Origin of the sequence: Croceicoccus marinus (assembly GCF_001661675.2) — a bacterium.
Taxonomy (GTDB): Bacteria; Pseudomonadota; Alphaproteobacteria; order Sphingomonadales; family Sphingomonadaceae; genus Croceicoccus; species Croceicoccus marinus.
On record NZ_CP019602.1, the window covers coordinates 124400 to 145694 of the forward strand.

Sequence of the window (21295 nt, forward strand, 5' to 3'; positions counted from 1 at the left end):
CCCCTGTTACAGCTGCCGCCCGAACCAAAGCACGCGGCCGACGATGTTCACATTGCGTCGGTCGAGACCGTTCCAGCTTGGATAGGTAGGATTGTCGCTCGTTACCGAGATCCTGCGGCCGCTGGGCTCGATCGCGATGCGTTTGACCGACAGCGCATCGTCCATGCGCAGAACGTAGATCCCGTCGCGCAGCCGCGATTGCCCGTCGCCAAGGTCGACCAGCACCTCATCGCCATCGTGCAGCGTCGGTTCCATGGAATCGCCCAGGACATGGATGATCGAGAGGCTCGAGGCCTTGCTGGCGGTAAGGCGCCTGAGCCACTTTTCCTCGAACCCGAACTGCGAGGACTTCGCTTCCATCTCGGCCAGTGCGCCGTGACCGGCCGAGGCATCGACATCGAGGATGGGGACCTGCACCAGTTCGACCACCGGGCCCGAACGGCGGGCAGGGGCGCCCAGCACTTTCTCGTCGACCCCGAAGAAGCGGGCGAGCACCAGCCTGTCCTTCTCGTCGAGATGGCGCGGGCTGTTGCGCTTGATGTATTGCTGGATATAGGCCGCGTTCCGCCCAAGCAGGCGCGAGACCGAGGAATAGTTGACGCCCCGCTCCTGGATCAGGCGTTCGAGGTTTTCGCGGGCTTGGTCCATCACATGCGTCCGGTTCACGTTCCGACGAGGGAATCATTCTAGGAGATAGGAAGTTATTCCTAGATAGAACGTAACGCGAACGCAAGGGGTTTCGGCTTGCTGGTTATCAAAGACATGATTGCAGACCGCTCGGTCGGCTCGATGTTTCGGGAAGTATCCTCTTCAAGGATGGACTAGCAACGGGCATATTATGCTCTGACTGAGGGCGTGGACCTACCTTGTCTCTGACGCCGGATTGTCGAGGAAGCTGGTGGTCCGGCGCATTTGGGACTAACTGACGGTGATGAAGACGCTTGAACTCAATGGCTACCTTGCAGGCGTGAGCGCGCGAAAGGCAGAGTTGGCATCCAATGGCGTGATGTTGGCGGTTGAGTCCTGTCGCAATGGCGGTGCACGCCGTACTGCCGAAAAGCGGTCCGCGCTCAAGCGTGCCGATGCCCGTGCAAAGGTTGCAGACGTGCAGCCCGTCCTCTCGAATTACTGATTAAGTCCATAGTTACGGCGCTGATGCATCGCGCCGGGGCCACTACGCTTGATGTCCTGTCGCTAAAATTCGGAACGAAGGAGCCTGGAAAGCCAGGGATCCTCAGTCTGATGCCCCATGGCATTTCTCCCATTATCAGAACGGGCCGCCGGCATGATCCCGCGCTTGAGTTTGCCAAGCCGCATGTTATAACGTGCGTATGAACGCTAGCCTCAAGATCACCAAAATCGGCAACTCTGCCGGCGTTGTCCTCCCCAAGGAGCTCCTCGCGAAGCTGCGTGCAGGCGTGGGCGATACGCTTTACGTTTCGGAAACGCCGGAAGGCATTCGAATTACCGCGGCAGATCCTTCGTTCGAAGCCAAGATGGCTTTGGCAGAAAAGATCATGCGTGAAGACAGGAACATCCTGCGCGCGCTAGCGAAGTAGCATGGCAAGATCATCCGAACCGGTCTGGATCGAGGCCGAGTTGGCGCTTGCCATCCATGATCGACAACTGGCCGAGCATGGCGGCCCCATCGGTTTGCGCGATGCAGACGCATTGGAATCGGCACTGGCACGGCCCCGCAACCAATGGGCCTATGGCGAGACGGATCTGTGCAAGCTCGCTGCCGCCTATGCCTATGGTCTGGCGCGCAATCATCCCTTCACGGACGGTAACAAGCGGACCGCCTGGGTTCTCGCCCGGCTGTTCCTCGCATTGAATGATTTCGAGATTGCCTATGCGCCCGAAGACGCTGTTCAGATGGTGCTCCAGCTTGCCGCGGGCGAACTTGTTGAGGTTGCCATCTCGGAATGGTTTACTGAGAGGCGAGTCTAGAGCTGCTGACATCCTGACCATTGCCGGGCATCGAGCTTCCATTGAAAAGTTGACGTTCAAAATCCAGACTGGACACTCATTTTTCCGCGAACGCGCGCTCGATCACGTAGTCGCCCAACTCACCAGTGCCCGGCGAGATATCGAAGCCCAGTTCATCGAGCACGCCCGACATGTCGCGCAACATGGCTGCGCTGCCGCAGATCATCGCCCTGTCCAGCCGAGGATCGATTGCAGGCAGGCCAAGGTCGGCGGCGAGCTTGCCGGTTTCGACCAGCTGCGTCAGCCGCCCGGTGTTGCGAAAGGGCTCGCGCGTGACGGTGGGGTAGTAGTGCAATTTTCCGGACACGAACTCGCCAAGGAAGGGGTGCTCGGGAAGTTCCCGGCCCAGAAAGTCTGAGTAAGCCAGTTCACCGACCGTGCGCACGCCATGGGCGACGACCACATTCTCGAACTTCTCGTAGGTCTCCGGATCCTGCACGATGCTGAGGAACGGCGCGAGCCCGGTTCCGGTCGCGAACAGGTACAGCGTCCGACCGGGCCGAAGGTCACGGATGACGAGCGTGCCGACCGGCTTGTTGCTGACGATGATGTCCTGACCGGGCGCAATATGCTGCAGTTGGGATGTCAGCGGGCCGTCGGGTACCTTGATGCTGAAGAATTCCAGTTCGTCCGCATAGTGGGGGCTCGCGATGCTAAATGCGCGCATCAGAGGCTTACCGCTCAGGTGCATGCCGAGCATCACGAAGTGGCCGCTCTCGAACCGGAACGAGGGATCACGGGTCGTCCGGAAACTAAATAGCCGGTCGTTCCAGTGATTGACGCTGAGGACGCTTTCGGTGCGAAGACTTGCCATCTCAATTCTCCATGCGGGGCGTCCGGGCCCTAGGCGAACCTCTATTATCCAAAAAGCTGGTAATATGGATTTGCTATATCTATTGAATAGATATGCGGTTCAGCCTCCGTCATCTCGAGATATTCGTCGCCATCGCCCGCGCCGGGAGCATCTCGGTCGCCGCCGTCGAACTTTCCATGTCGCAATCCGCGGCGAGCACGGCGCTCATCGAACTGGAACGGCGCTATGGCCGCTCGCTGTTCGACCGTGCCGGAAAGCGATTGAAGATCAACGAGACGGGCCGTTCACTTCTCGTGCCCGCGCTCGAATTGTTGGCTCGCGCCGAGGAGATCGACGGGCTCCTGTCGGGCCGGACCGGTCCGGGGCCATTGCACATCGGCGCTACGCAGACGATTGGCAATTATGTCGCCCCGGCTCTGATCAATGCCTACTCCGAGCGGTACGAGGGATGCGCGATCACGCTTGAAATCAGTAACACGGCGGAGATCGCGGCCAAGATCGCCGATTTCTCACTCGATCTGGCGTTGGTGGAAGGCGCCCATGTCCACCCCGACCTTGTCGTGAAGGAATGGCTTCATGACGAGCTGATCCTGATCTGCGGCGTGTCGCACCCACTTGCCGGACGACAAGCGTGGGGCATTGATGATGTCCTTGCCGGACGCTGGGTCGTCAGGGAAAAGGGATCGGGTACCCGGCAGACTCTCGACACTGCCATGCAACCATACCTGAGCCGTTGGCGCATCGGTATGGAACTCCAGCAGATAGAGGCCATCTTGGAAATGGTGGCCGTCAGTTCGCTGATTGGTTGTGTCCCTCGCGTGGCTGCACAGAATCTCATTTCGCAGGGGCGGCTCGTCGAGATTAAAGTCCCCGAACTCGACTTGCAGCGTCGTTTCTACATCATCACGCACAAATCCAAGTACTTCACTGCCGGCATCCGCGCCTTTCTCGATATCTGTGAAGGCGCCTGATGGAGAGTCCCGGATACTGTTGCGGCTGAAGTCGAGCGAATTGTCTTATTCCGCCGACTTGCACGAACCCGCTTCGCGGGACGGGTGCCTATTTGCGAGGTAGCGTGGTATTAATTGGCTTTGGCCGGGGAGCGGCCGCCGCCTGACGATGCAAGTCCCTTCAAAGAGAGGAACTTGCCATGACTACCACCACTCCATCCACTTCCGTCAGTCCGCTGCGTCAGCGGATGCAGCACGACATGATGATGCGCGGGCTCTCGCCCCGCACCCAGCGTCAGTATGTCCGCAACGTACAGCGCTTTGCAGCCTATCTCGGGCGCCCTCCCGATACCGCCACGTCGGAAGACCTGCGCAATTTCCAGATCCACCAGCACGAGTGCGGCGCGAACGCCGGAACCATCAACAGCACCGTTTCGGCCTTGCGCTTCTTTTACACGGTCACCTTGCGGCGACGCGATCTTGCCCGCGGCCTTGTCGCCACACGCCGCCCGCACACGGTGCGTGAGGTGCTGAGCGTCGAAGAAGCCGCTCGACTGCTCGAGGCAGCGCCGGGGATTAAATATAAGGCCGCGCTGGGCGTCGCCTATGGCGCAGGCCTGCGGGTCTCGGAGGTCGCACACCTCAAGGTCGACGATATCGACAGCCAGCGGATGTTGATCCGCGTCGAGAACGGCAAGGGCGGGCGCGATCGCAATGCCATGCTTTCGCCGCCGCTGCTCGAACTGCTGCGGATATGGTGGCGCGAGGGCAAGCGACGCGGCGTCATGTTTCCGCATGGCTGGCTGTTCCCGGGGCGCAGCTACACCGATCCCATCTCGGCCCGGCAGTTGCACCGCGCTGTGCAGGAAGCCGCCGAGGTGGCCGGTATCAAGCGACGCATCAGCCCGCATACGCTGCGGCATAGTTTCGCCACGCATTTGCTCGAGCAGGATGTCGATATCCGCGTGATCCAGGTCCTGCTCGGCCATGCCAAGATCGACACGACCGCGATCTACACCAAGGTCTCGACCAAGACGATCCAGGCGGTGACCAGCCCGCTCGACCGGATCATCGCGCTGATGGAGGGCAAGGAACGAGCGGCATCGCCGCCCGGCTGAGCCGGTGCACGCCGGCCTCGAGGTCGCCCAAATCTTTCGAAGCGCAGGTCCGGCCTATCGTGCCGCGCACGACGGGCATCTCGGCCTGATGCAGCTCAAGGTCATGACGGCGATCGAGAACTGCCGCACCGCCGCGCTGGGTGGTCATGTCGAGGCCTGCGAGGACTGCGGCCATTGGCGCGTCGCCTACAATTCCTGCCGCAACCGGCATTGCCCCAAGTGCCAGGGTGCCGCGGCGCGCGTCTGGCTGGCCGAACGCGAGGCCGACCTGCTGCCCGTCGGTTACTTCCACGTCGTATTCACGCTGCCTGCCGAGATTGCCGCCATTGCATTCCAGAACAAGTCGCTGCTTTATGACCTGCTGTTCAAGGCGGCCTCGCAGACGATGCTGACGATCGCGGCAGATCCGAAGCATTTGGGCCCCCGTATCGGCATCACCGCTGTGCTCCACACATGGGGCTCGGCCATGACCCACCATCCGCACGTCCACATGATCGTGCCCGGCGGCGGCATCGCGCTCGATGGGACCCGCTGGATATCCTCGCGCCCCGCGTTTCTTCTACCGGTGCGCGTGCTCGACGCGCTGTTCCGCCGCCTCATTCTCACCGGCCTGCTGGCATTGTACGATGCCGGCCGGTTGTTCTTCGCCGGCAACATGGCCGCGCTGGAGCAGAGGCGCGCATTCCTGCGTCATATCGCGCCGGTGCGGAAGAAGCGCTGGGTCGTCTATGCCAAGCCCCCGTTTGCCGGACCGCAGGCGGTGCTAGCCTATCTCTCGCGCTACACCCACCGCGTGGCGATCTCGAACCGGCGTCTCGTCGCCTTCGACGACCGCGGGGTCACGCTGCGGTACAAGGATTATCGCCGCGACGGGCCCGAACGTCAGCGAGTCATGACGCTTCCTGCCGACGAGTTCATCCGCCGCTTCCTGCTCCATGTCCTGCCTCGCGGGTTCCATCGCATCCGCCATTACGGCCTGCTCGCCGGCTCCGCCCGCAAGGATGCCATCGCCCGGGCCCGCGCCTTGCTTCACGTCGCGCCCGAACCGCCGCCGTCCGACAACGTAGATCCCCCTGACCATCGCCCGCCATGCCCCTGCTGCGGCGGCCATATGATCGTCATCGAGACCTTCGCCCGTCGGCAGCAACCGCGCGCGCCGCCCCAAATCGTCGCGCTTACCCGGAGCCACGCGCCATGACCGGGCATGGCTTATCCTGCCCATTGGCCGCCTCTTGCCTGAACCGGCCAACGGTACCGTTCGCGCCCTCCACGGCTGCAGCTATGGCTTTGCCGTCCGGCGTCGGAGAGATGACCATGTCCGGAGCGCCATCATCGGCGCGACAGCGCTCGCCAAGGCGGTTCCGGCACGGCCAATGGGCGATGCGTCCCGCAAGCCAGACCATTCCAAAGCACAATTCCCCATAGCGCAGCGCATGCGGCCCGCGGGTTCCTGCATGTTAGGATTTCGTACGCTTAAGCGCCCGAAATCCTTCGACAAAGCCGTCGTAGGAAGGGGGATTGAAGCTACCCCTTAGCGGTCATTCGTTCATACTGCTTAGGAAGCAACCGGGCCCGCGAAGGAGAAGTGCTTGTGCTTTGACGCCGGCTCATTTCTATGTGCCGACCGGTGGCTGGACCGCGACGCCGCGAGTTTTGATCACCATCACAGAGAAGTCGGTAACTTCTTTGAGGTCGGGAAATGGGCCTTCTCTCGGCCCCCAGGACCAACGGGAGGCCGAGTAGATCATGTACATGAAGGGGTGATAGTCGGTGTAGAATGCGGTCAGGCTGAGGTGTCGACGCTCGGGCTTGACGTGGCCGAGCGTGATGTTGCGGTGACGCCTGAATTCTCGCGCAAATGATGGCGGCACGCTCTCGGGATAGGCGCTGAGGGCATTCTCCCATGCCGGAGCGGTCCCGTTGATAATCGCCTCCCTTCGATTGGTGAGCACGCGCTGCGCCTCCCTCATGATCTCGCGCTCGGCGTCTTCGAAATGCACGGCGGCCGTGTCGCGGCGGTCGCGCATGATCGCACCCATCAGGAACTCGTAGAGATGGTGGATGAACCGTGCATAGGCATTGTAGGACCGGTAGGCGCGCTGCCGGTCCTGTCCAAGCATGATCAGTTCTTCGGCACTTCGTGCGAAATCGACGAAGGCGTCCTGGCAGCGCATGAACTCGTGCTGGAGCGCCACGCATAGCGCTTTATCGTTGTCGTCGCCGATCTCGAATTTCAAATGCCCCTCCCAGTGCCGTCGATGCGAAGCCACCGATCCGGCAACGCCGACATACCCGCCGTTCGAGCCAACCGTACGTGCCCCTGTAAGCTGCCCTCCAATCAGCAGCGTGAGACCTGCCACAAGGAGCCTAACTGGGCCGGTAGCCGCAGGGTAGCTTTCAGTTCGAAAATAAGGAAGCAGACATTCGAGCCACCGATTCTCTCAGTGCGAACGAGATGCTATACCTACGGCTCAGAATGGGCCGAAAGCGAGGGGATTATTTCCGGGCGGTAAGCATCGATAACGGATACAACTAAGGTCGGTGGCTAATCTAAGTAGCCATCCCGCTCTATCGCCTCTGTCAACCGCGCCGCCTTCTCCGGCGTGTCAACATAGGGCGACAGAATTGGCCGTTGCCCAAAGAGATGCCGCCAGGTCATTCGCAGATGGCCAGGCTCGAACTCCGCGTCGACATGCACCGTGGGCACGGTCGCGGCATATTGCCGAACCAAGTCGTCGCACGAGCGGTCCCGAGCGATATAGAGCCGATAGCCGAACTGGGCGACCGTCCGGTTGATCTTACGAACCTTCGCCTTGTCGCTCAACACACGATGCCGCACAACGCTGTTCACAGGGCGAAGACGTGTCGATCCGCGAAGAACCATACCTGCATCGATCGGGAAAATGAACTCGATCTCTCCGCTTTCAGGGTAGGGCGTGCGGGCATGGGCTGATTGGTTCGGATCATAAAAGCAGACAGGATTGTCGGTAGTCAGGAACGGCGAGCCGGTCTTGTTATGGAGGACCTCGAAGCCCATGCGGAAGGCTAAATCGCCACTACCCACAATGTCCTCGAGCATATTGGCGAGGCTCTGCTCAGGATTGATGCCGACAGGGACGCGATCAAGCTTCCCAGCATATTCTGCTAGATTGGCGGGCAGCGCCCCGATCGCTTCTAAAGTCTGAATCTCCGCGCGCATCTTTTGTGCAAGGAGATATTCATGTCGTTCACGCGCCGCCGGCACACGCGCCATCAGAATCGCAACCATGCCGAGTAGATTGAAGGAAATCGCCGGCGACAAGCGCTTCGCACGCGCGGCGGCGACAGTGACAGGCCACACAGTCTCCACACGATTCCAATGATCTTCCCAAGACGTGTCATCACGACCGCCATCCTTGGATGGCAGCGAATAATATAGTTTGCGATACCCGATCGAGCCAGGCTGTGATGGCTGCGGATCATCAGGTTTGTCGTCAAAGTAAGCCCAGACTCGGCCGTCCGGGCCCGTGAAACCCGCCATATAGGTGATCGACAGATAGTGATGTTTGCGAAGCTTTCTCCCCGCCCCACCGCTACCGGCCTTGAGTTGGCTGAAAGGAACAACATCGCCATCGGTAGGGACTAGCCCCCAATTCCAACGAAACATCGATCCTCGAGGAAAATGCATTTAGTTATCGACGTCCTTGAAATGGTCACCGGGTAGGCGCCGCCCAATGACCGGCGATTGACCTCGCCGTTCTAATTTTTCTCGATTAGCGAAGCGCGAACACCCATTTCCTCGATGATGGCACTGATCCGATCGATCACGGGGCCGAGCGCCACAGCCCTAGCACTAGCTTTGTCAGCAGTTGCGTAAGGAAGCGGCGTCAGACCCTTGAAGTCGGAGGGCAGTATCACATCGGTGCGTTGCGGCACCAGCAACAGAGTCCGATGGCGGCCAAGGCGGGACATGAAAAAGCCGAGCTCGAAGATGACGTTGTCGCGCGGGACCTCCGATGTCTTGCCGCGGGCCGTGACGAGATCATCGGGCTCGCAGAGCGCAACGCCGAAGTCGGCAATGTTGACCTGCTCCTCGAGGGCTTCGATCGGATAGCCGCCGGCCGGAAAGATCATGTCGTCGCTCCAGATCTCAATGTCCGCATCGTGGGAAAGCCCGACGCGAATGGACTTTGCGATCGGTAGCGCCTCCGCAGAGCAGATCATGAACACCCGGGGGCGTATATTGGCACGGTTGACGAAGCGATTCCGCTGTTCGAGCCGCCCAGCAAGGTCCTGGGCGACGAGGCGCCACATCTCGGGATGCGCTTCGCCGACCTCGGCAAACTTCTCATAGCCAACTTTCAACGTGACCACGTTCTCGACCGCTTCGATGGTCGCGGATCGGCCGACACTGGGATTTATGGCCGACATTTCGCCGATGGTGCAGGGTGGCTCGCGGTGATAGAGGCGCACCCCGTTGATGATGATCAGGCCTCGGCCGGACAGCAGAAAATGTACCGACCGATCGCTGCCACCTTGCTCGATGATATTCTTGCCCGCGGCGAATTCGACCAAGTCGCCGGCATCGGCAAAGGCCGCAGCGATCGTCTCGTTGCCGCGAATAATCTTCTGGCCGAGCAGCGCGTCGATCAACACTGCGCGATCCTCATATCGTTTCTTCAAGCTCAATCGTTCCTCCTGTTGATGTCGTTCCTGCGCCACCAGCCTGACCGCGTCCAAGGCCATAGCGTAGGCCTGCCGGAAAGGGTCGGATCATCGGGCGGCCTCGGCTGAATGCGGATCTCGACCCGCGTCGGCGCCGATCCTGGCGTGAAGGCCGTTGCGCCAAGTTCGATGCGCTCGCCGCCGTCGAGGCGGATGATGAGCAGGACCGCGAACAACGGCGCGTCGGAACCGTCTTCTACGATCAGCTGCATCTGCGCCAGATCGGTAGTGCTCGGAACCGGCAGGTAGAGGGGATGGGAATGCCACTCGCCCAGATAGTTGAAACGCGCATAGTCGGCGCCGGTTCGGCGGAAGAAGCTCCGTATGAAGCGACGATGCTTCTTGGGATGGCGAACGAAGCAGCTCTCGGTTCCGCCCGAACGCTGAACCGACAGACCAACCACGCGGAATTCTTCGTCGGCGACGTGCTCGCCCACAAGCACACCGCCAATTTCACGGGTGCCGGCGCGCGACAGCGCTTTTTCGAACTTCGCGATGAGATCAGGCGGTAGCGTTACGATCATGACGTTCCTTGATCAGGCGCTGCACGGTGGCCAAGCCTTCTGGATCCATTGCCGGCGTGGCTTCCGGCTCCGGTTGGCCGAGGTCGATCGGAAAGGTGTGGAACGGCTGCAGGAAGAGCCATTCCGCCTTCAGCCCGATCAGATAAGCAGAGACGGGAAAAGCCGACTCGCCGGGCGACAGGAGCGTGTCGATAGCGAAGCGCGTGGCGTGCGCTGCGATCACGGCAACGTCGGCATCATCGGCGATCATCAGGCCATTCAAAGCGTCGATCCCGTACCCCGCGGTTGCGCGCGGTGCGACGACGTTCTTCTCCGCGCACACCGCTTCGATCCGCGTTCGCGCGATTTGCGGCGCAGGATCGAGACCGGGCCGCGACCGGGCGATCATACCGCCGAACCCGCCACCATAAATCTCCAGCCACAGGAGCGGCTTCCGGGCTGCGGCGACAACCGACCCGAGCAAGTTAAACACGCGCGCATTGGCGGTTGCGTCGATGATCAGGTCACAGGTCTGCAAAAGCGCCAGCACGCCGTCGATGCTGCCGCTGCTCTCCTGTCCGGCGAGCTGCTGACGGCGCACGGTGCACTTGGCGGCCGGCGCGATCATCTCGATTCGGCGCCTCAGCCCCTCAGCCTTGTGATCGCCGACCGCGTCCCAGTCGAGATCGTGCCGAACGAGATTTTCGGGAAGCATCACATCGTCATCGATAAACAGGAAATTGCCGACGCCGCTGCGGGCCAGGCTGGTTGCGATCTTGCCGCCAGCCGAGCCGCACCCGACAAGACCCACGGTCATGGTCCTAAGGGCCGCGCGAGATGGCTCCATGCGACCGCCGCCGTCCTCGGGAAGGCATTTGAATTCTGTGACGGTGTCGGTCCCGTCCTTCACCCAGAACAGACGGGCGACGCCATCTGCATGCACCAGGCACATATCCAGCACGTCAGAGACATAGCCCTCGGGATAGCTGCAGCCCGCTTCGGCCAGAGCCTTCTTCAACCCGGACGCAGTTCCCTGCGCAGGAATCGGCATTCCGGCTGGTAGAATGGCGACATGCCCTTTCAGGGTCAGGCTAGACGCCTTCAGGGCTTCCGGAACCGTCGGGTCACGCCAAACAGGGTCTTCATCGCCGACAGTCAGCGGGATCACGACGTGCGTCGTCGAGCGCATCAAAAAGTCCATCGGGAGCAGTTGCGGGCCTGGCGTTGCATCGAGCTTGCTCGCAAGCGCCCGGGTCAGGACAAAGCCCACGGTCGAAGCGCGCAGTTGCTGACCCAGGCTTTCAACATGGCGCGATGGCAGGACCGGATGCGCATCGGCATCATTCGGCGTCTCACCGTGCAATAGCCGGTAAGCACTCTCGACCATCTGGGCACCCGTGATGTCGGGCGTCCAATTGTCCGGGCCCCATTCGAGGCAAAGTTCGCCGCGCCCCCATTGGTGCTCCGACCAGCGCTCGGGGGATTGGGGAAGAACCGAGATCGGGGTGTAAGGAAATGTCTGCGGATATATCAGCCGGATCGGATAGCGCTTCGCGCCGATCTCGATTTCGGCATCGAAGCAAAGCCGGACCTGATCGTCGAAATACATGCTGGCGACGGTGAACCAGGCCTCCCGCCCTTCAAGGTCGGCAAGGGCCGCCTGTTCGGATGTCAGGCGGCCCAGATCACGCATATACCACATCAGGCGAAGCCTGCCGGCTTGGTCGGCGTGGCATCGCGGTTCGGAAAGCGGAAGGCGCTCGGTGCCGCAGCGGCCGGCGCGGCAATGACCGGCTCCAGAAGCGCCATCGACATCGCGGCCTTGGCGGCCGCAGCCGTCGCATCCCCTTCGTCAGCAAGCTCCTCGAGCGCCACCTCATAGGTCAGGCCTGAGCGCTTCCGGCTGGATCCGAAAATCTCCTGGCCAGCGTCGGAGCACCACCCATAAGCGACCGACCCGACCGCGGTCTCATCCCCCGCACACCGACGCTGCTCGTTCTCCGAAGCGAGGATGGCCCGTCCCGTTGCGCAGCGGATCATCGACCCCTTCATGCCCAGGCGCGTCAGTGCGACGGGACCAGCATCAAATCCGATTGCGATCCCTAGGCCGGCAACGTCGATGCCCTTGTCCTCGAGCAACTCCAAAGCGCGGTCGAAGCCGCTGCGCAGTCCGCCCGCGCACAGGATCGCCGCGCTTGCGCTCGCTTCGGTATCGGTGGTCTGCGCGGTACCTTCGCCGATGACACCGTGGACGCAGTCGCCGATGAACCGGATTTTGCGCCCCCCGAAATCCTCAGTGAGGACGGCGTCGAGTTCAGCGCGCAGCACATGTAGTGCCCGCACGACGTCCATTGCGTCATCGTCGTCATCGATATGGTCGGCAACATAAGCGGTGAAGCCGTCGATGTCCGCATAGATCGAGATCGCGTCGTTGCGGCGCGAATTGCCGGGCGTCAGTACCTCCAGATCGAGATCGGCAAACGGCGGTGTATGCCCGCTAAACGAAAACTTGCCGATCGGATTGACTTCCAGGTCCTTTTTCCAATCCTGGACGATGCCATCGGCGGTCACGGCGAGCGCCGCTACCTCCTGGCTGTCGCCCACCTCGGTTGCGGTCAGCGCGCTGGCGTCTTCGTCATCCACTTCATCCAGATCAATGGCGCCGCGCGCTTCGTTGGACAGATAGATGCCGGTAGCCGTTCCACCCCCGGCGCGCTTGGCGGCATGGTTTGCGGGCACGCCCAGGAAGAGCGGCTCGGAACTGCCACGGCGGCCGTTCCGCACCGCCAGGGCCAGGCCCGTGTCAATGCCGACCCTGACCTTTGCCGATGGAATCTTCTCGTCACCATCCTCGCCGGTCTTGGCCAGGACATCCATAATCAGTTGGCCGATCGCTACCGCCTTGTGCACGCGCGCGGCCTCGTCGCCATACGGCTTGGCGACCACTAGGTGCAGCCGTTGATTGTGGAAATCGACCTGAATCGCATCCACCGCGGCAATGATCCGGTAGACGGCGCGATAATGAAGGTTGAGAAAGCGAAAAGTCCGCTTGTGGCACGTCTCGCCTTCGACCTCGGTCGACTGCAGCATCTCGCCCAAGTTGAGAATGTCTACATAAACATGGACGCCCTCGACGCGATACGCCTTGTTCCGCGCGAGCCCATGCAGATCGGTATCGCGCACATAATCCTTGATCTCGACCGTCTCGACCTCCTTCAAGCGGGTTGCCACCCGCTTGTCGGTTGTCTCGATCTTCCACACCTTCTTCGCCATGATATTGAAATCCCTGTTCCTTTTCCGCTCAAGGCAATTTGCCAGCAGATTTGTTGGTAATCTATAAGCCATGTTTTTCCGTTTGCCAACAAAATTGATGGCAGCTAGGAGTCTGAAAGGTGTTGATCAGGGAGGAACGTCGACGATGGCGTATAAATTCAATCCGGCCTTTCAGTCTGATGACGAGGCTGTATCGAATTTTATCGTTCGACAGCGCGAGCTCGCGGAAATCTTGACGATCCTGCGCGGCGAGACGGCAGTGCCCCGGGTCGTTCTGGTCGCGCCGCGAGGTGCTGGAAAAACGACCTTGTGCCGGCGTGTGCTGGCTGAAATCAGGGCCGATGAAACACTGTACACATCCTGGCAGCCGATTTTCCTTGGCGAAGAAAGCTACACGGTCACCACGCCGGGCGAATTCTTCCTCGAATGTCTGTTTTATCTCGCCGACGATGCCGGCGACGCGAGCCTCAAGGCCCTGCACCGCGAAGCCGTAGCAATCTCCGACGAGACGATCCTGCTGCAGCGCTGCCTGGAGATCTTGCACGACGTCGCGATAGCGACTGGCAAGCGACTGCTTGTGGTTGTCGAGAACTTCCACATGCTGCTGAACGATCAGATCGGCGGCGACCGTTCAACCCTTCTGACTGCCTTGGCCGACGAAACGCTCTTCGGCGTACTTGCAACTTCTGTTGCGCAATCGAGCGACGAGAGTTCGGGCCGCGCCCTCGAGGGCTACCGCATGCTGCCGCTTCGGCCGCTGACGCTTGAGGAATGCCATGCATTATGGGCCTACCTTACCATGCATGACGTGCCGCGCGCCCGCATCCGGCCCTTGCAGATTCTGACCGGCGGAAGTCCGCGACTAATCCATATTCTTGCGGATTTCATGCGCACGCCTTCGCTTGGCGATCTCATGGAAAACCTCAATCAGCTGATCGATCAGAACACCGAATATTTCAAAAGCCAGCTCGACATGCTCCCAGCAGTCGAGCGGAAGGTGTTCGCCGCACTGCTCGACGCATGGGATCCGAGCACCGCAAAGCAGATCGCGGAGGCAGCGCGGGTCAATGTGAACACGGCCTCCGCCATGCTTGGTCGGTTGAGCGACCGCGGTTCGGTGATCAAGGAGCAAGGTCGCGGACGATCGGCGCTATATTACGCCGCCGAGCGGCTGTTCAATATCTACTACCTGATGAGGCGGCGCAGCCATCCTTCGAGCCGGGTCCGCGCACTTGTCGCTTTCATGACCGAATATTACGATCGTGACGAACTGGTCGCGACGACAGCCAAACTCGTCGATGAAGCCTGCCGATTTGAGCCCGCCAAGCGGGCCGACTATCACTGGGCCTTCGACGCTATTTTGACGGGGCAGCCCGAGACGGTCCGCGCACGTATCCTCGCGCAGACGCCCGCTGATTTCCTCCAGTCGCTGCGTCAGGACGGTTTGCCGGCGGAAGTCGCGCCAAGCTTGATCGAAGCGGAATTCGACGAGAGCGACGGCGATGCCGCTGTTGACAGGCTTCTTCGCGAGGCACACGACGCGCTCGAGAGCGACGATACCGACCGGGCGAAGGCTTTGCTCGCTGATGCCGCCGCTATCTCCCCATCGAACCCGATGCCATTCATACAGTTGGCATTCACGCATCTTCAACTCCACGAACATGAGGAATCCGTTCTGGCGGCCGAGCGCGTCGTGGAACAAGAGCCGGACAATCCCGGCACACATTCGATATACGGGCTGATGCTGTCGTTCGCCGACCAGACCGAGGAAGCCGAGGCGGCATTCAATCGCGCGTTGGAAATCGACCCCAGCTGCGCGCCGGCGATCCTTCATCTGGCGCGTTTGCGAGATCGGAATGATGATGAAGATGGTGCGCTCTATTTGTATCGCAGGGCGGCTGCGCTCGGCGAGTTGACAGATGACGCGACCGCGCACTTTGCCAGAATCCTGATGCGTCAGGACAAGGAGGATGAAGCCGAGGCAGTGCTTCGTCAGGCGCTCGAGGATCATTCTGATCGTTCCGAAGCCAGGCACCTCTTGGCCAGCTTGCTGAGCGGAACCGGTCGTGCGCCAGAGGCGATAATGCTGCTCCGGGATGTGGCCGAGTACGGCGACGATTGGATGGCCTGGGCCGATCTCGGCGCCTTTCTCTCAGCCGAGGGAGAATTTGCCGAGGCCCGCGCTGCACTAGATCGGAGCATTGCGACCGGCGCCGATAGCCCTGTGATCTACCGGATGCTGGCAACTGCCATGCGCAATTTGGGCGAACCTTTCGAAGCGATTGCCAAGTTAGTCGACGCCATGCTGGAAAAGTATGCCGACGATGCCTGGGCATGGATTGCGGCCGGAGATATTTATAGCGCGAGCCGTCAGCGAGATCGCGCCGAGAAGGCCTATCGCCACGCCACGACCCTCGAGGATGGCGAGCCGGCCTGGGTCAGGCTGGCGCGCCTGCTGATGGAGAAATCGGCTTCGGATACCGAGGCGGAGTCGGCACTGCGGAAGGCCGTCGAGGCAGTTCTTGAAAGCGGTGCATGCGGTCCGATGCGCGAAGTTGCCGAGCTACTCGTCCATCATGGCGACGATGACGACGCGCTCGAATTGCTGAACGAGGCGCTTGCCGCAAATGAAGACTGCTATTGCAGTCTTGTACTCCAGGGGGACATCGCGGCCCGTCGGCATAACGAGGATGGTGCGCGCGAACATTTCGAAGCCGCCCTAGCCCTGAATGACATTGGCGTATCGGCGCTGACGGGACTCGCGCGTATCTCTGCGCCTTCCGAAGCGAAGGCATTGATTGGCCGGGCGATGGAGGCTGACCCCGACAATCCCAAATGCCTTTTAGCGCGTGCGCAGTTGACCGATCGCGAACTGCAGTTCCGGATCGAGGACGGCTCCGAAGCGCTCAAACGCGACCCGGATCTGACCGAGGCACGGCTATTTCTCGCGCCGCTCGAAGCCAAGCGTGGCGATATCCAGGCGGCAATCGGCCATCTCGGTGCCGCACTGCCGGAATTGGAGACGCGCCGTGAGCTCATTCCGAGCTTTGTCGACACAAGCCTGGAGCTTGCCCGTGCTGGCCTTAGTAATGAGTTGAGCGCACTGCTCGACTCCGAAGAAGGCCGGACAGTGGAGCCGCTCTCGATAGCGTTGAAGCTGGACCGAGGAGAAACGCCAGCTGTCGCCAAGGAAATTCGGGAAGTTGCGCTTGATATTCTGGATCAGCTTCACGCCAACGAACGATAGCCGGCGCCTTCGCTGAGAGGGTAGTCGTCTGGTCGAAATAGGGTGCGTTGAACGCGGTTACGGCGTCCACTCGTAATTTGAGCGGTAGACGTCTTCGTCCACGCCAGCGAACTTCATGCTTCGCTTTTCCCACATATTCACCCCTTTGCTAAGCTTCGCTTCGTCCAACATTGCGTCATACACTGCGGCCGAGATGAAGGTGCAGTAGGGATATTCCCGATTATCGGAGAGCTTCGCGGCGAAGCTTGGTGGGCGGCCGATCCAAATGAGATCGTTGTTGTTGCGGATGCCCGCGCGAACCGCTCTGGAGATTCCGACATCGATGCCGCACGCTTGCCGGATCTTCACGTCATTATTCTTTACCGAGTTAAACCGGGCTGTCGCCTTTCTCTGAATCAGATTTTCAGTAGCCCACTGAATTTTCAGGGCAGCCTTCACTGCGTCCGTTCGCTTCCTATCGCCGATAAACACACCCATCACGCGATCACCATCGAAGCTTCGTATCTCACCTCCTTGCGCTCTGATGATGCGTACCGAGCAGTCCAGATAGGCGCGGATGATTTTCGCCGTGGTGTCCCAGGGACAAAGCTTTGCGATGACGCCCGATCCCGCGAGATCGGCATAGAGGAAAGCGGCATCCAGCTTCACGGCTCCGTTCGACAGGGCGATGTCGTCCGACGTCGGTATTTTCTTGCCCTCGCGTTCCTCGAACGCCGTTCCAAGGGTGCCGTCGACGGCATCCGTGAGATCGTCTTTCAATGCCATGGGATTACCCGCGAATCATTGGTATCCGACTATGTTCGATTGCCGTCATCACCAGAAAGATCGCAAAAGGCAGGAAGGTCGCCAGCGTAATACGGATTGCGACAGCAATGGCCCGGTATTTCTCGCACAGAATGTGGGAATTGCGCCAGACTTGGCCAATCATGTCAGAGCGATAGTCCGCCTCGCTAACCGCTTCGAACTCGTCCTTGAATTTGGTTTCCGTGCGGTCTCGGATTGCGGCGAAATAGATCAGGCTGCCCTGGCCGCCCTCAAGATCAGGAAAGTTGCACCGATAGAGAAATGTGTAGGACCCGACTAAGCCAAGGACCAGAAAAACAGCGGGAATGGCGATGTACCATTGTTTGAGATCGCCAGCTTGCACATTGAGCGCGCTGATCGTCAGCACAGCTGAGTTGACGGTGAAGAGCCCGCCGACCTTGGTGTCAACGCGGGGAAAGAAGCTCAAGACGCGCGTCAACTGCGCATCAATGACGTTAAGATCTTTCATGCCGCCCCTCCAATGGGAAAGGGTACCAATATCCGCCGACGCCGCAAAGCATATTGTCTGGGCGCTACTTGGACGACGAGCGGTGAAGAGCAAACTGTGAAAAGGTGTGAGCGAACGACCGCTTGCGGGATCACGAGCGAGGTCGTCAAACGGCGGAAACTGGGGCGCTGTGTTGCTGCCGCCATAGGCGGGCGGAAATGTCGGCTTTCCCCGATTCCATCCCCATAAGCGGACTTTCCGGAGTGTCCGACAGAGCGGTCGACCCGGTTCAACTAATTCTCCGTCGGCCTTTGCTCCTTTGGACGTTGACGGAAAATCTCCAAAACCGGGCGTGATGGAGGTTCATCGTCGCGGCCGAGGGAAGGTGCCAACTAATTCGGAGAGTAGAGGGTGCAAGTTGTCGGCGAACCCTATTGGGTCGAATTTTCCTCTCCCAATCCCAGTCTGTTTCCGCTATGTTCCAAGGATTAGCCGGATGAACGCCCTCATGCCCAACTTCGATCTTGATCCCAGAAACAAGCCTCGCGGCGAGGAATGGCAGGGATTTGCCGAGGTCGACGAGGCCATCCGCGAAAACCGCCTCATGGAATATCGCTTTCGCAAGTCCTGGGCCGATCCCTGGGGCCGCAAGCTTACGATAGCCGGCGTGCTGGTGATTGTCGCAGTGTTTGCGTACCTGATTGGGTCGTCCCTGCGGATATTTTAAGCCGCACCCCCTACCACTTCTTCACGTCATCCGCGGCATCGGCGCTGGCCCCGCGAGCCTCTTTCGTGGATTGCTGTAGCGCATCGCGAACCTTGCCGACACGTCCATTCCCGTCGGATTGCACGCGGCCTACTTCGTTCTGAATTGGCTCAATGTTTGGGGCGTACGGCACCGATCGTCCAGCGCTGCCGACTGTTGCGCGAGAGCGCACATCTGCCGCACCAGACACGTTCGGTCGCGCAACGGCTGAACCGGATTTCAGCACAAGCTGATCCTCTATATTGTCGCGCAGGACATCGGCATAGTTGTCGATAAAGCGGGCCTGCAGTGCCTGGCCTTCGCTGCCGAGCTGGAACGCAACGTCGTCGAAGCGCGCATTGCCGTAGAAGTCGCGGTTGCGGTCGATCTCCGCCATCCCCCATTCGCGATAGGCCTGAGACAGGTTGAGCGTGCCCGAGGCGCTGTTGCTGTCGAAGAGCGAGGCCTGCTGTTCGAGCCGATTGGCGATTTCTTCCGATCGCCGTGCTTCCCTCGTGTAGCTCTGGGCTTCGGTCAGCGATGCATTCATTCCGCTTGCGGACGTGGAAACGGCCGAACTAGACTCCGTCCCGACGGTGCGAACAAAGCCGTCGCGCGTGCTGGTCCAGTTCCGGCTATCGGAAATCTGGCGCAGGCTGCCCAATATCCGCGACCGGTCTTCCGAGGCGATCCCGATATCGCTGTCGGACCAGGTCTTTGTTCCGCCGCCTTTGGCGCCCGCCTTCGCAGACAAGACCCCGTTCGAAACGCCGGCATTGGCTCCGGCCTCGCCGCCCAAAAACCACGCTGTCGTGATATCGTCGGCCGCCCGCCGCGATAGCCCGAACTGCCGCTGGAGCGCGAGCGAGGCCTGATCGACCTCAGAAAAGGCGGTCTGGATGCTGTCGGAATTCGACTGGCCGGTGGCGGTCTCGAAGCCATGCCCCTGACTGTACTGGTCGCGCAGTTCGCGAAATCGCGAGACGGCACTGCTGGTCGATTGCGCGGCGATATTGGCGAGGCTTTCGGAATTCGCGCGGGCTTCGCTCGCCATGGTGGCAAGCCGGCTCGAGACTTCCTGGCCGACCGAGGGCGTGAACGGATAGCTCGAATTCGGGAGCTGGTCGTAGCTGGCCTCGGGATAGCTGGTCTCGATCGAACCACTGGCGCTGACGGTGCGGGTCTGCGCCGCGCCATAGCCGAAGGACGGCGCAACGGTCCCTTGCGCGAACTGGCGGGTGAGGACGTTCGAATTCTCGAAGCTCGTATTGCCCAAGGCGACATTGCCGGTGCTGGCCTCGCGGGCGGCTTCCTCGGCTGCGTTCTGGCTGGGGCCCAGATAGCTTGTCGCCTGGTGCGAGATCGCCATCGCGCCGCGGGCGACGCCACCGGCAAGAAACGGAACCGAAGCGATGAGGTAACCGGCAAGAATGCCGATGTCATTGTTGACGTCGGCCATGCCGGTAAAGCTGGCCAGCGTCAGGCCGTTCGATCCCGCAACCGCGCTCATGTCGGCGGCCCCCTTGGCCATCAGCATCATGTGGAGGATGACGAAGAGCGGCCCCCAGGCGGCAAGGTAGAAGAAGCCGGTGACGTAGCCCTTGAGCGCAACCGGCCCCGAGCGCGGCATCAGGAACAGCGGGAAGAGAACGGGGAAGAGCGCGTAGAACAGGACGGTCAGGACCACGTTCAGAAGCGGCACCCATTTCATGGCATTACTGGCGATCGAGGAATAGGTGCGCTCGGTCTGGATATCGGCGCGGGTCTGGGCATAGACATCGACGCTGCCGGCGCCGCTCGCCCCCGACATCGAATGCATCGCGCTTTCCATCGCGTTGATGGTCAGCGTCTGCTGGAAAATCTTGGTCGCATTGGCCGAGACGCCGGCGAGATACTGGTAGGCGATGGGCAGATCAGCAAAGAGCTTGGCCTTGGCGAGCGCCGCGGTCTGGTTGGGATAGAGCTGGCGCCCGAAGACACTGCCCATGTCATCGATCAGTCCAGCCCATTGCGCGGAAAGCGCATCATAGGCCTCGCGGCAGGTGACGATGTCCGAAGTGACCATGCCGCTGCCACTGTCGCGTACGAGAAAGCGCTGCGCGCGGGCCTGGCTGCCCGGCGCTATCGTCGCCCAGATATCGCTGCTTTCAGCGAGGTCCTTCATCGACATGCGGCCGAGCAGCACGTCGTAGAACACGCATTGCTTGAAATGCTCGTCGAGATTGGCGGCAAATTCCGGATCGGAAATCCGCAAGGATCGCGTCGCATCGTAAAGCCGTGCGCCATAGATCATGCCGTTCTTCGAATAGTCGAGATCGCCGGGAAGGCCGAAGACGACTTCGGCGGAGCCGGTGAGATAGTCGCCGACCTGGCTGGTAAAACTCGCCATGAGCGCGAGTCCCAGCGGCACATTGGCAACTTCTGCCGGCGCTAGGCCCGGGTTCAGCCGGTCGGTCACATGGACGTCGAGGCGCGGGACCATCAGGCACGAATAGATGAGCGTTGCGCCCAAAAACCAGTTGATCCAGGCGCGCCAGTCCTGGTTGAAGGCGAGGGTGAGGGCGGAAAGGCCCAGCCCCATGACCATGACAACCTGGATCAGGCTCTTGTAGCCGCCGTTCCCGGTCCAGGCGGCAACGGCCTGGAAGGTGCTGACGAGATAGTCGCCGCCGCCGATAGTGAAGATCTCGACCATGGGGA

General features: G+C 60.8%; 19 protein-coding genes. 8 read left to right on the plus strand and 11 right to left on the minus strand.

Annotation, left to right across the window (positions count from 1 at the left end; genetic code table 11):
• Positions 1–6: 6 nt before the first annotated feature.
• Positions 7–648 carry a S24 family peptidase gene (locus A9D14_RS00700; RefSeq protein ID WP_066768314.1) on the minus strand — a complete coding sequence of 214 codons (642 nt, stop codon included), beginning with the start codon at positions 646–648 and terminating at the stop codon, positions 7–9.
• Positions 649–931: 283 nt separating this feature from the next.
• Between A9D14_RS00700 and A9D14_RS19240 the strand changes: the two genes are divergently transcribed.
• From A9D14_RS19240 to A9D14_RS00710, 3 genes are all read left to right on the plus strand, one after another.
• Positions 932–1132, plus strand: coding sequence for a hypothetical protein (locus tag A9D14_RS19240; protein ID WP_157668087.1), 201 nt, complete (start codon positions 932–934; stop codon positions 1130–1132).
• Positions 1133–1331: 199 nt separating this feature from the next.
• Positions 1332–1559: an AbrB/MazE/SpoVT family DNA-binding domain-containing protein gene (locus A9D14_RS00705; protein WP_066842100.1), complete on the plus strand. Its 228-nt coding sequence runs from the start codon at positions 1332–1334 to the stop codon at positions 1557–1559.
• A 1-nt stretch (position 1560) separates the two neighbouring features.
• Entirely contained in the window at positions 1561–1950 is a 390-nt protein-coding gene (locus tag A9D14_RS00710; RefSeq protein ID WP_066842101.1) for a type II toxin-antitoxin system death-on-curing family toxin, read from the plus strand.
• A 76-nt stretch (positions 1951–2026) separates the two neighbouring features.
• Here the strand turns inward: A9D14_RS00710 and A9D14_RS00715 are convergent, their stop codons facing one another.
• A complete protein-coding gene (locus A9D14_RS00715; protein ID WP_066842102.1) occupies positions 2027–2803 on the minus strand; it encodes a ferredoxin--NADP reductase in 777 nt (258 codons plus the stop codon).
• A gap of 92 nt (positions 2804–2895) precedes the next feature.
• On the opposite strand from A9D14_RS00715, the gene A9D14_RS00720 reads away from it, so the two are divergent.
• From A9D14_RS00720 to A9D14_RS00730, 3 genes are all read left to right on the plus strand, one after another.
• Positions 2896–3774: a LysR substrate-binding domain-containing protein gene (locus A9D14_RS00720; protein WP_066842104.1), complete on the plus strand. Its 879-nt coding sequence runs from the start codon at positions 2896–2898 to the stop codon at positions 3772–3774.
• A 179-nt stretch (positions 3775–3953) separates the two neighbouring features.
• A complete protein-coding gene (locus A9D14_RS00725; protein ID WP_066842106.1) occupies positions 3954–4871 on the plus strand; it encodes a tyrosine-type recombinase/integrase in 918 nt (305 codons plus the stop codon).
• Positions 4872–4875: 4 nt separating this feature from the next.
• A complete protein-coding gene (locus A9D14_RS00730; protein ID WP_066842108.1) occupies positions 4876–6069 on the plus strand; it encodes an IS91 family transposase in 1194 nt (397 codons plus the stop codon).
• A 415-nt stretch (positions 6070–6484) separates the two neighbouring features.
• Here the strand turns inward: A9D14_RS00730 and A9D14_RS00735 are convergent, their stop codons facing one another.
• The 6 genes from A9D14_RS00735 to A9D14_RS00760 all read right to left on the minus strand — a co-directional run bounded on the left by A9D14_RS00735 (position 6485) and on the right by A9D14_RS00760 (position 13351).
• Positions 6485–7108, minus strand: a complete 624-nt coding sequence (locus tag A9D14_RS00735) for a hypothetical protein (protein WP_066842110.1) — start codon at positions 7106–7108, stop codon at positions 6485–6487.
• Between the two features lie 308 nt (positions 7109–7416).
• Entirely contained in the window at positions 7417–8538 is a 1122-nt protein-coding gene (locus A9D14_RS00740) for a DUF4238 domain-containing protein (protein WP_198302029.1), read from the minus strand.
• A 71-nt stretch (positions 8539–8609) separates the two neighbouring features.
• A complete protein-coding gene (locus tag A9D14_RS00745; protein WP_198302030.1) occupies positions 8610–9539 on the minus strand; it encodes a TIR domain-containing protein in 930 nt (309 codons plus the stop codon).
• Positions 9536–10099 (minus strand): Mov34/MPN/PAD-1 family protein, encoded by a 564-nt coding sequence (locus tag A9D14_RS00750; RefSeq protein WP_066842116.1) that lies wholly within the window; start codon positions 10097–10099, stop codon positions 9536–9538. The genes A9D14_RS00745 and A9D14_RS00750 overlap by 4 nt, the downstream gene beginning before the upstream one ends.
• Positions 10077–11780 (minus strand): ThiF family adenylyltransferase, encoded by a 1704-nt coding sequence (locus tag A9D14_RS00755; RefSeq protein WP_066842118.1) that lies wholly within the window; start codon positions 11778–11780, stop codon positions 10077–10079. The genes A9D14_RS00750 and A9D14_RS00755 overlap by 23 nt, the downstream gene beginning before the upstream one ends.
• Positions 11780–13351: an adenylate/guanylate cyclase domain-containing protein gene (locus tag A9D14_RS00760; protein ID WP_066842120.1), complete on the minus strand. Its 1572-nt coding sequence runs from the start codon at positions 13349–13351 to the stop codon at positions 11780–11782. The genes A9D14_RS00755 and A9D14_RS00760 overlap by 1 nt, the downstream gene beginning before the upstream one ends.
• Before the next feature lie 145 nt (positions 13352–13496).
• Here A9D14_RS00760 and A9D14_RS00765 point away from each other — a divergent pair, with 145 nt between their 5' ends.
• Positions 13497–16598, plus strand: coding sequence for a tetratricopeptide repeat protein (locus tag A9D14_RS00765; protein ID WP_198302031.1), 3102 nt, complete (start codon positions 13497–13499; stop codon positions 16596–16598).
• A gap of 57 nt (positions 16599–16655) precedes the next feature.
• On the opposite strand, the gene A9D14_RS00770 is transcribed toward A9D14_RS00765, so the two are convergent.
• Together A9D14_RS00770 and A9D14_RS00775 are read right to left on the minus strand one after the other, a co-directional pair.
• Positions 16656–17363, minus strand: a complete 708-nt coding sequence (locus A9D14_RS00770; RefSeq protein ID WP_066842124.1) for an adenylate/guanylate cyclase domain-containing protein — start codon at positions 17361–17363, stop codon at positions 16656–16658.
• A 4-nt stretch (positions 17364–17367) separates the two neighbouring features.
• Positions 17368–17871, minus strand: coding sequence for a Pycsar system effector family protein (locus A9D14_RS00775; protein ID WP_066842126.1), 504 nt, complete (start codon positions 17869–17871; stop codon positions 17368–17370).
• 475 nt (positions 17872–18346) lie between these two features.
• Between A9D14_RS00775 and A9D14_RS00780 the strand changes: the two genes are divergently transcribed.
• Positions 18347–18577: a hypothetical protein gene (locus A9D14_RS00780; protein ID WP_066842127.1), complete on the plus strand. Its 231-nt coding sequence runs from the start codon at positions 18347–18349 to the stop codon at positions 18575–18577.
• Between the two features lie 10 nt (positions 18578–18587).
• Here the strand turns inward: A9D14_RS00780 and A9D14_RS00785 are convergent, their stop codons facing one another.
• Entirely contained in the window at positions 18588–21290 is a 2703-nt protein-coding gene (locus A9D14_RS00785) for a conjugal transfer protein TraG N-terminal domain-containing protein (RefSeq protein ID WP_066842128.1), read from the minus strand.
• Positions 21291–21295: the final 5 nt, after the last annotated feature.

Coding starts and splice junctions, on each gene's coding strand:
- A9D14_RS00780 (WP_066842127.1), top strand. CDS start 18,347: ATGAACGCCCTCATGCCCAACTTCGATCTTGATCCCAGAAACAAGCCT.
- A9D14_RS00755 (WP_066842118.1), bottom strand. CDS start 11,780: ATGTGGTATATGCGTGATCTGGGCCGCCTGACATCCGAACAGGCGGCC.
- A9D14_RS00725 (WP_066842106.1), top strand. CDS start 3,954: ATGACTACCACCACTCCATCCACTTCCGTCAGTCCGCTGCGTCAGCGG.
- A9D14_RS00715 (WP_066842102.1), bottom strand. CDS start 2,803: ATGGCAAGTCTTCGCACCGAAAGCGTCCTCAGCGTCAATCACTGGAAC.
- A9D14_RS00775 (WP_066842126.1), bottom strand. CDS start 17,871: ATGAAAGATCTTAACGTCATTGATGCGCAGTTGACGCGCGTCTTGAGC.
- A9D14_RS00705 (WP_066842100.1), top strand. CDS start 1,332: ATGAACGCTAGCCTCAAGATCACCAAAATCGGCAACTCTGCCGGCGTT.
- A9D14_RS00750 (WP_066842116.1), bottom strand. CDS start 10,099: ATGATCGTAACGCTACCGCCTGATCTCATCGCGAAGTTCGAAAAAGCG.
- A9D14_RS00700 (WP_066768314.1), bottom strand. CDS start 648: ATGGACCAAGCCCGCGAAAACCTCGAACGCCTGATCCAGGAGCGGGGC.
- A9D14_RS19240 (WP_157668087.1), top strand. CDS start 932: ATGAAGACGCTTGAACTCAATGGCTACCTTGCAGGCGTGAGCGCGCGA.
- A9D14_RS00740 (WP_198302029.1), bottom strand. CDS start 8,538: ATGCATTTTCCTCGAGGATCGATGTTTCGTTGGAATTGGGGGCTAGTC.
- A9D14_RS00765 (WP_198302031.1), top strand. CDS start 13,497: ATGGCGTATAAATTCAATCCGGCCTTTCAGTCTGATGACGAGGCTGTA.
- A9D14_RS00720 (WP_066842104.1), top strand. CDS start 2,896: ATGCGGTTCAGCCTCCGTCATCTCGAGATATTCGTCGCCATCGCCCGC.
- A9D14_RS00770 (WP_066842124.1), bottom strand. CDS start 17,363: ATGGCATTGAAAGACGATCTCACGGATGCCGTCGACGGCACCCTTGGA.
- A9D14_RS00760 (WP_066842120.1), bottom strand. CDS start 13,351: ATGGCGAAGAAGGTGTGGAAGATCGAGACAACCGACAAGCGGGTGGCA.
- A9D14_RS00785 (WP_066842128.1), bottom strand. CDS start 21,290: ATGGTCGAGATCTTCACTATCGGCGGCGGCGACTATCTCGTCAGCACC.
- A9D14_RS00710 (WP_066842101.1), top strand. CDS start 1,561: ATGGCAAGATCATCCGAACCGGTCTGGATCGAGGCCGAGTTGGCGCTT.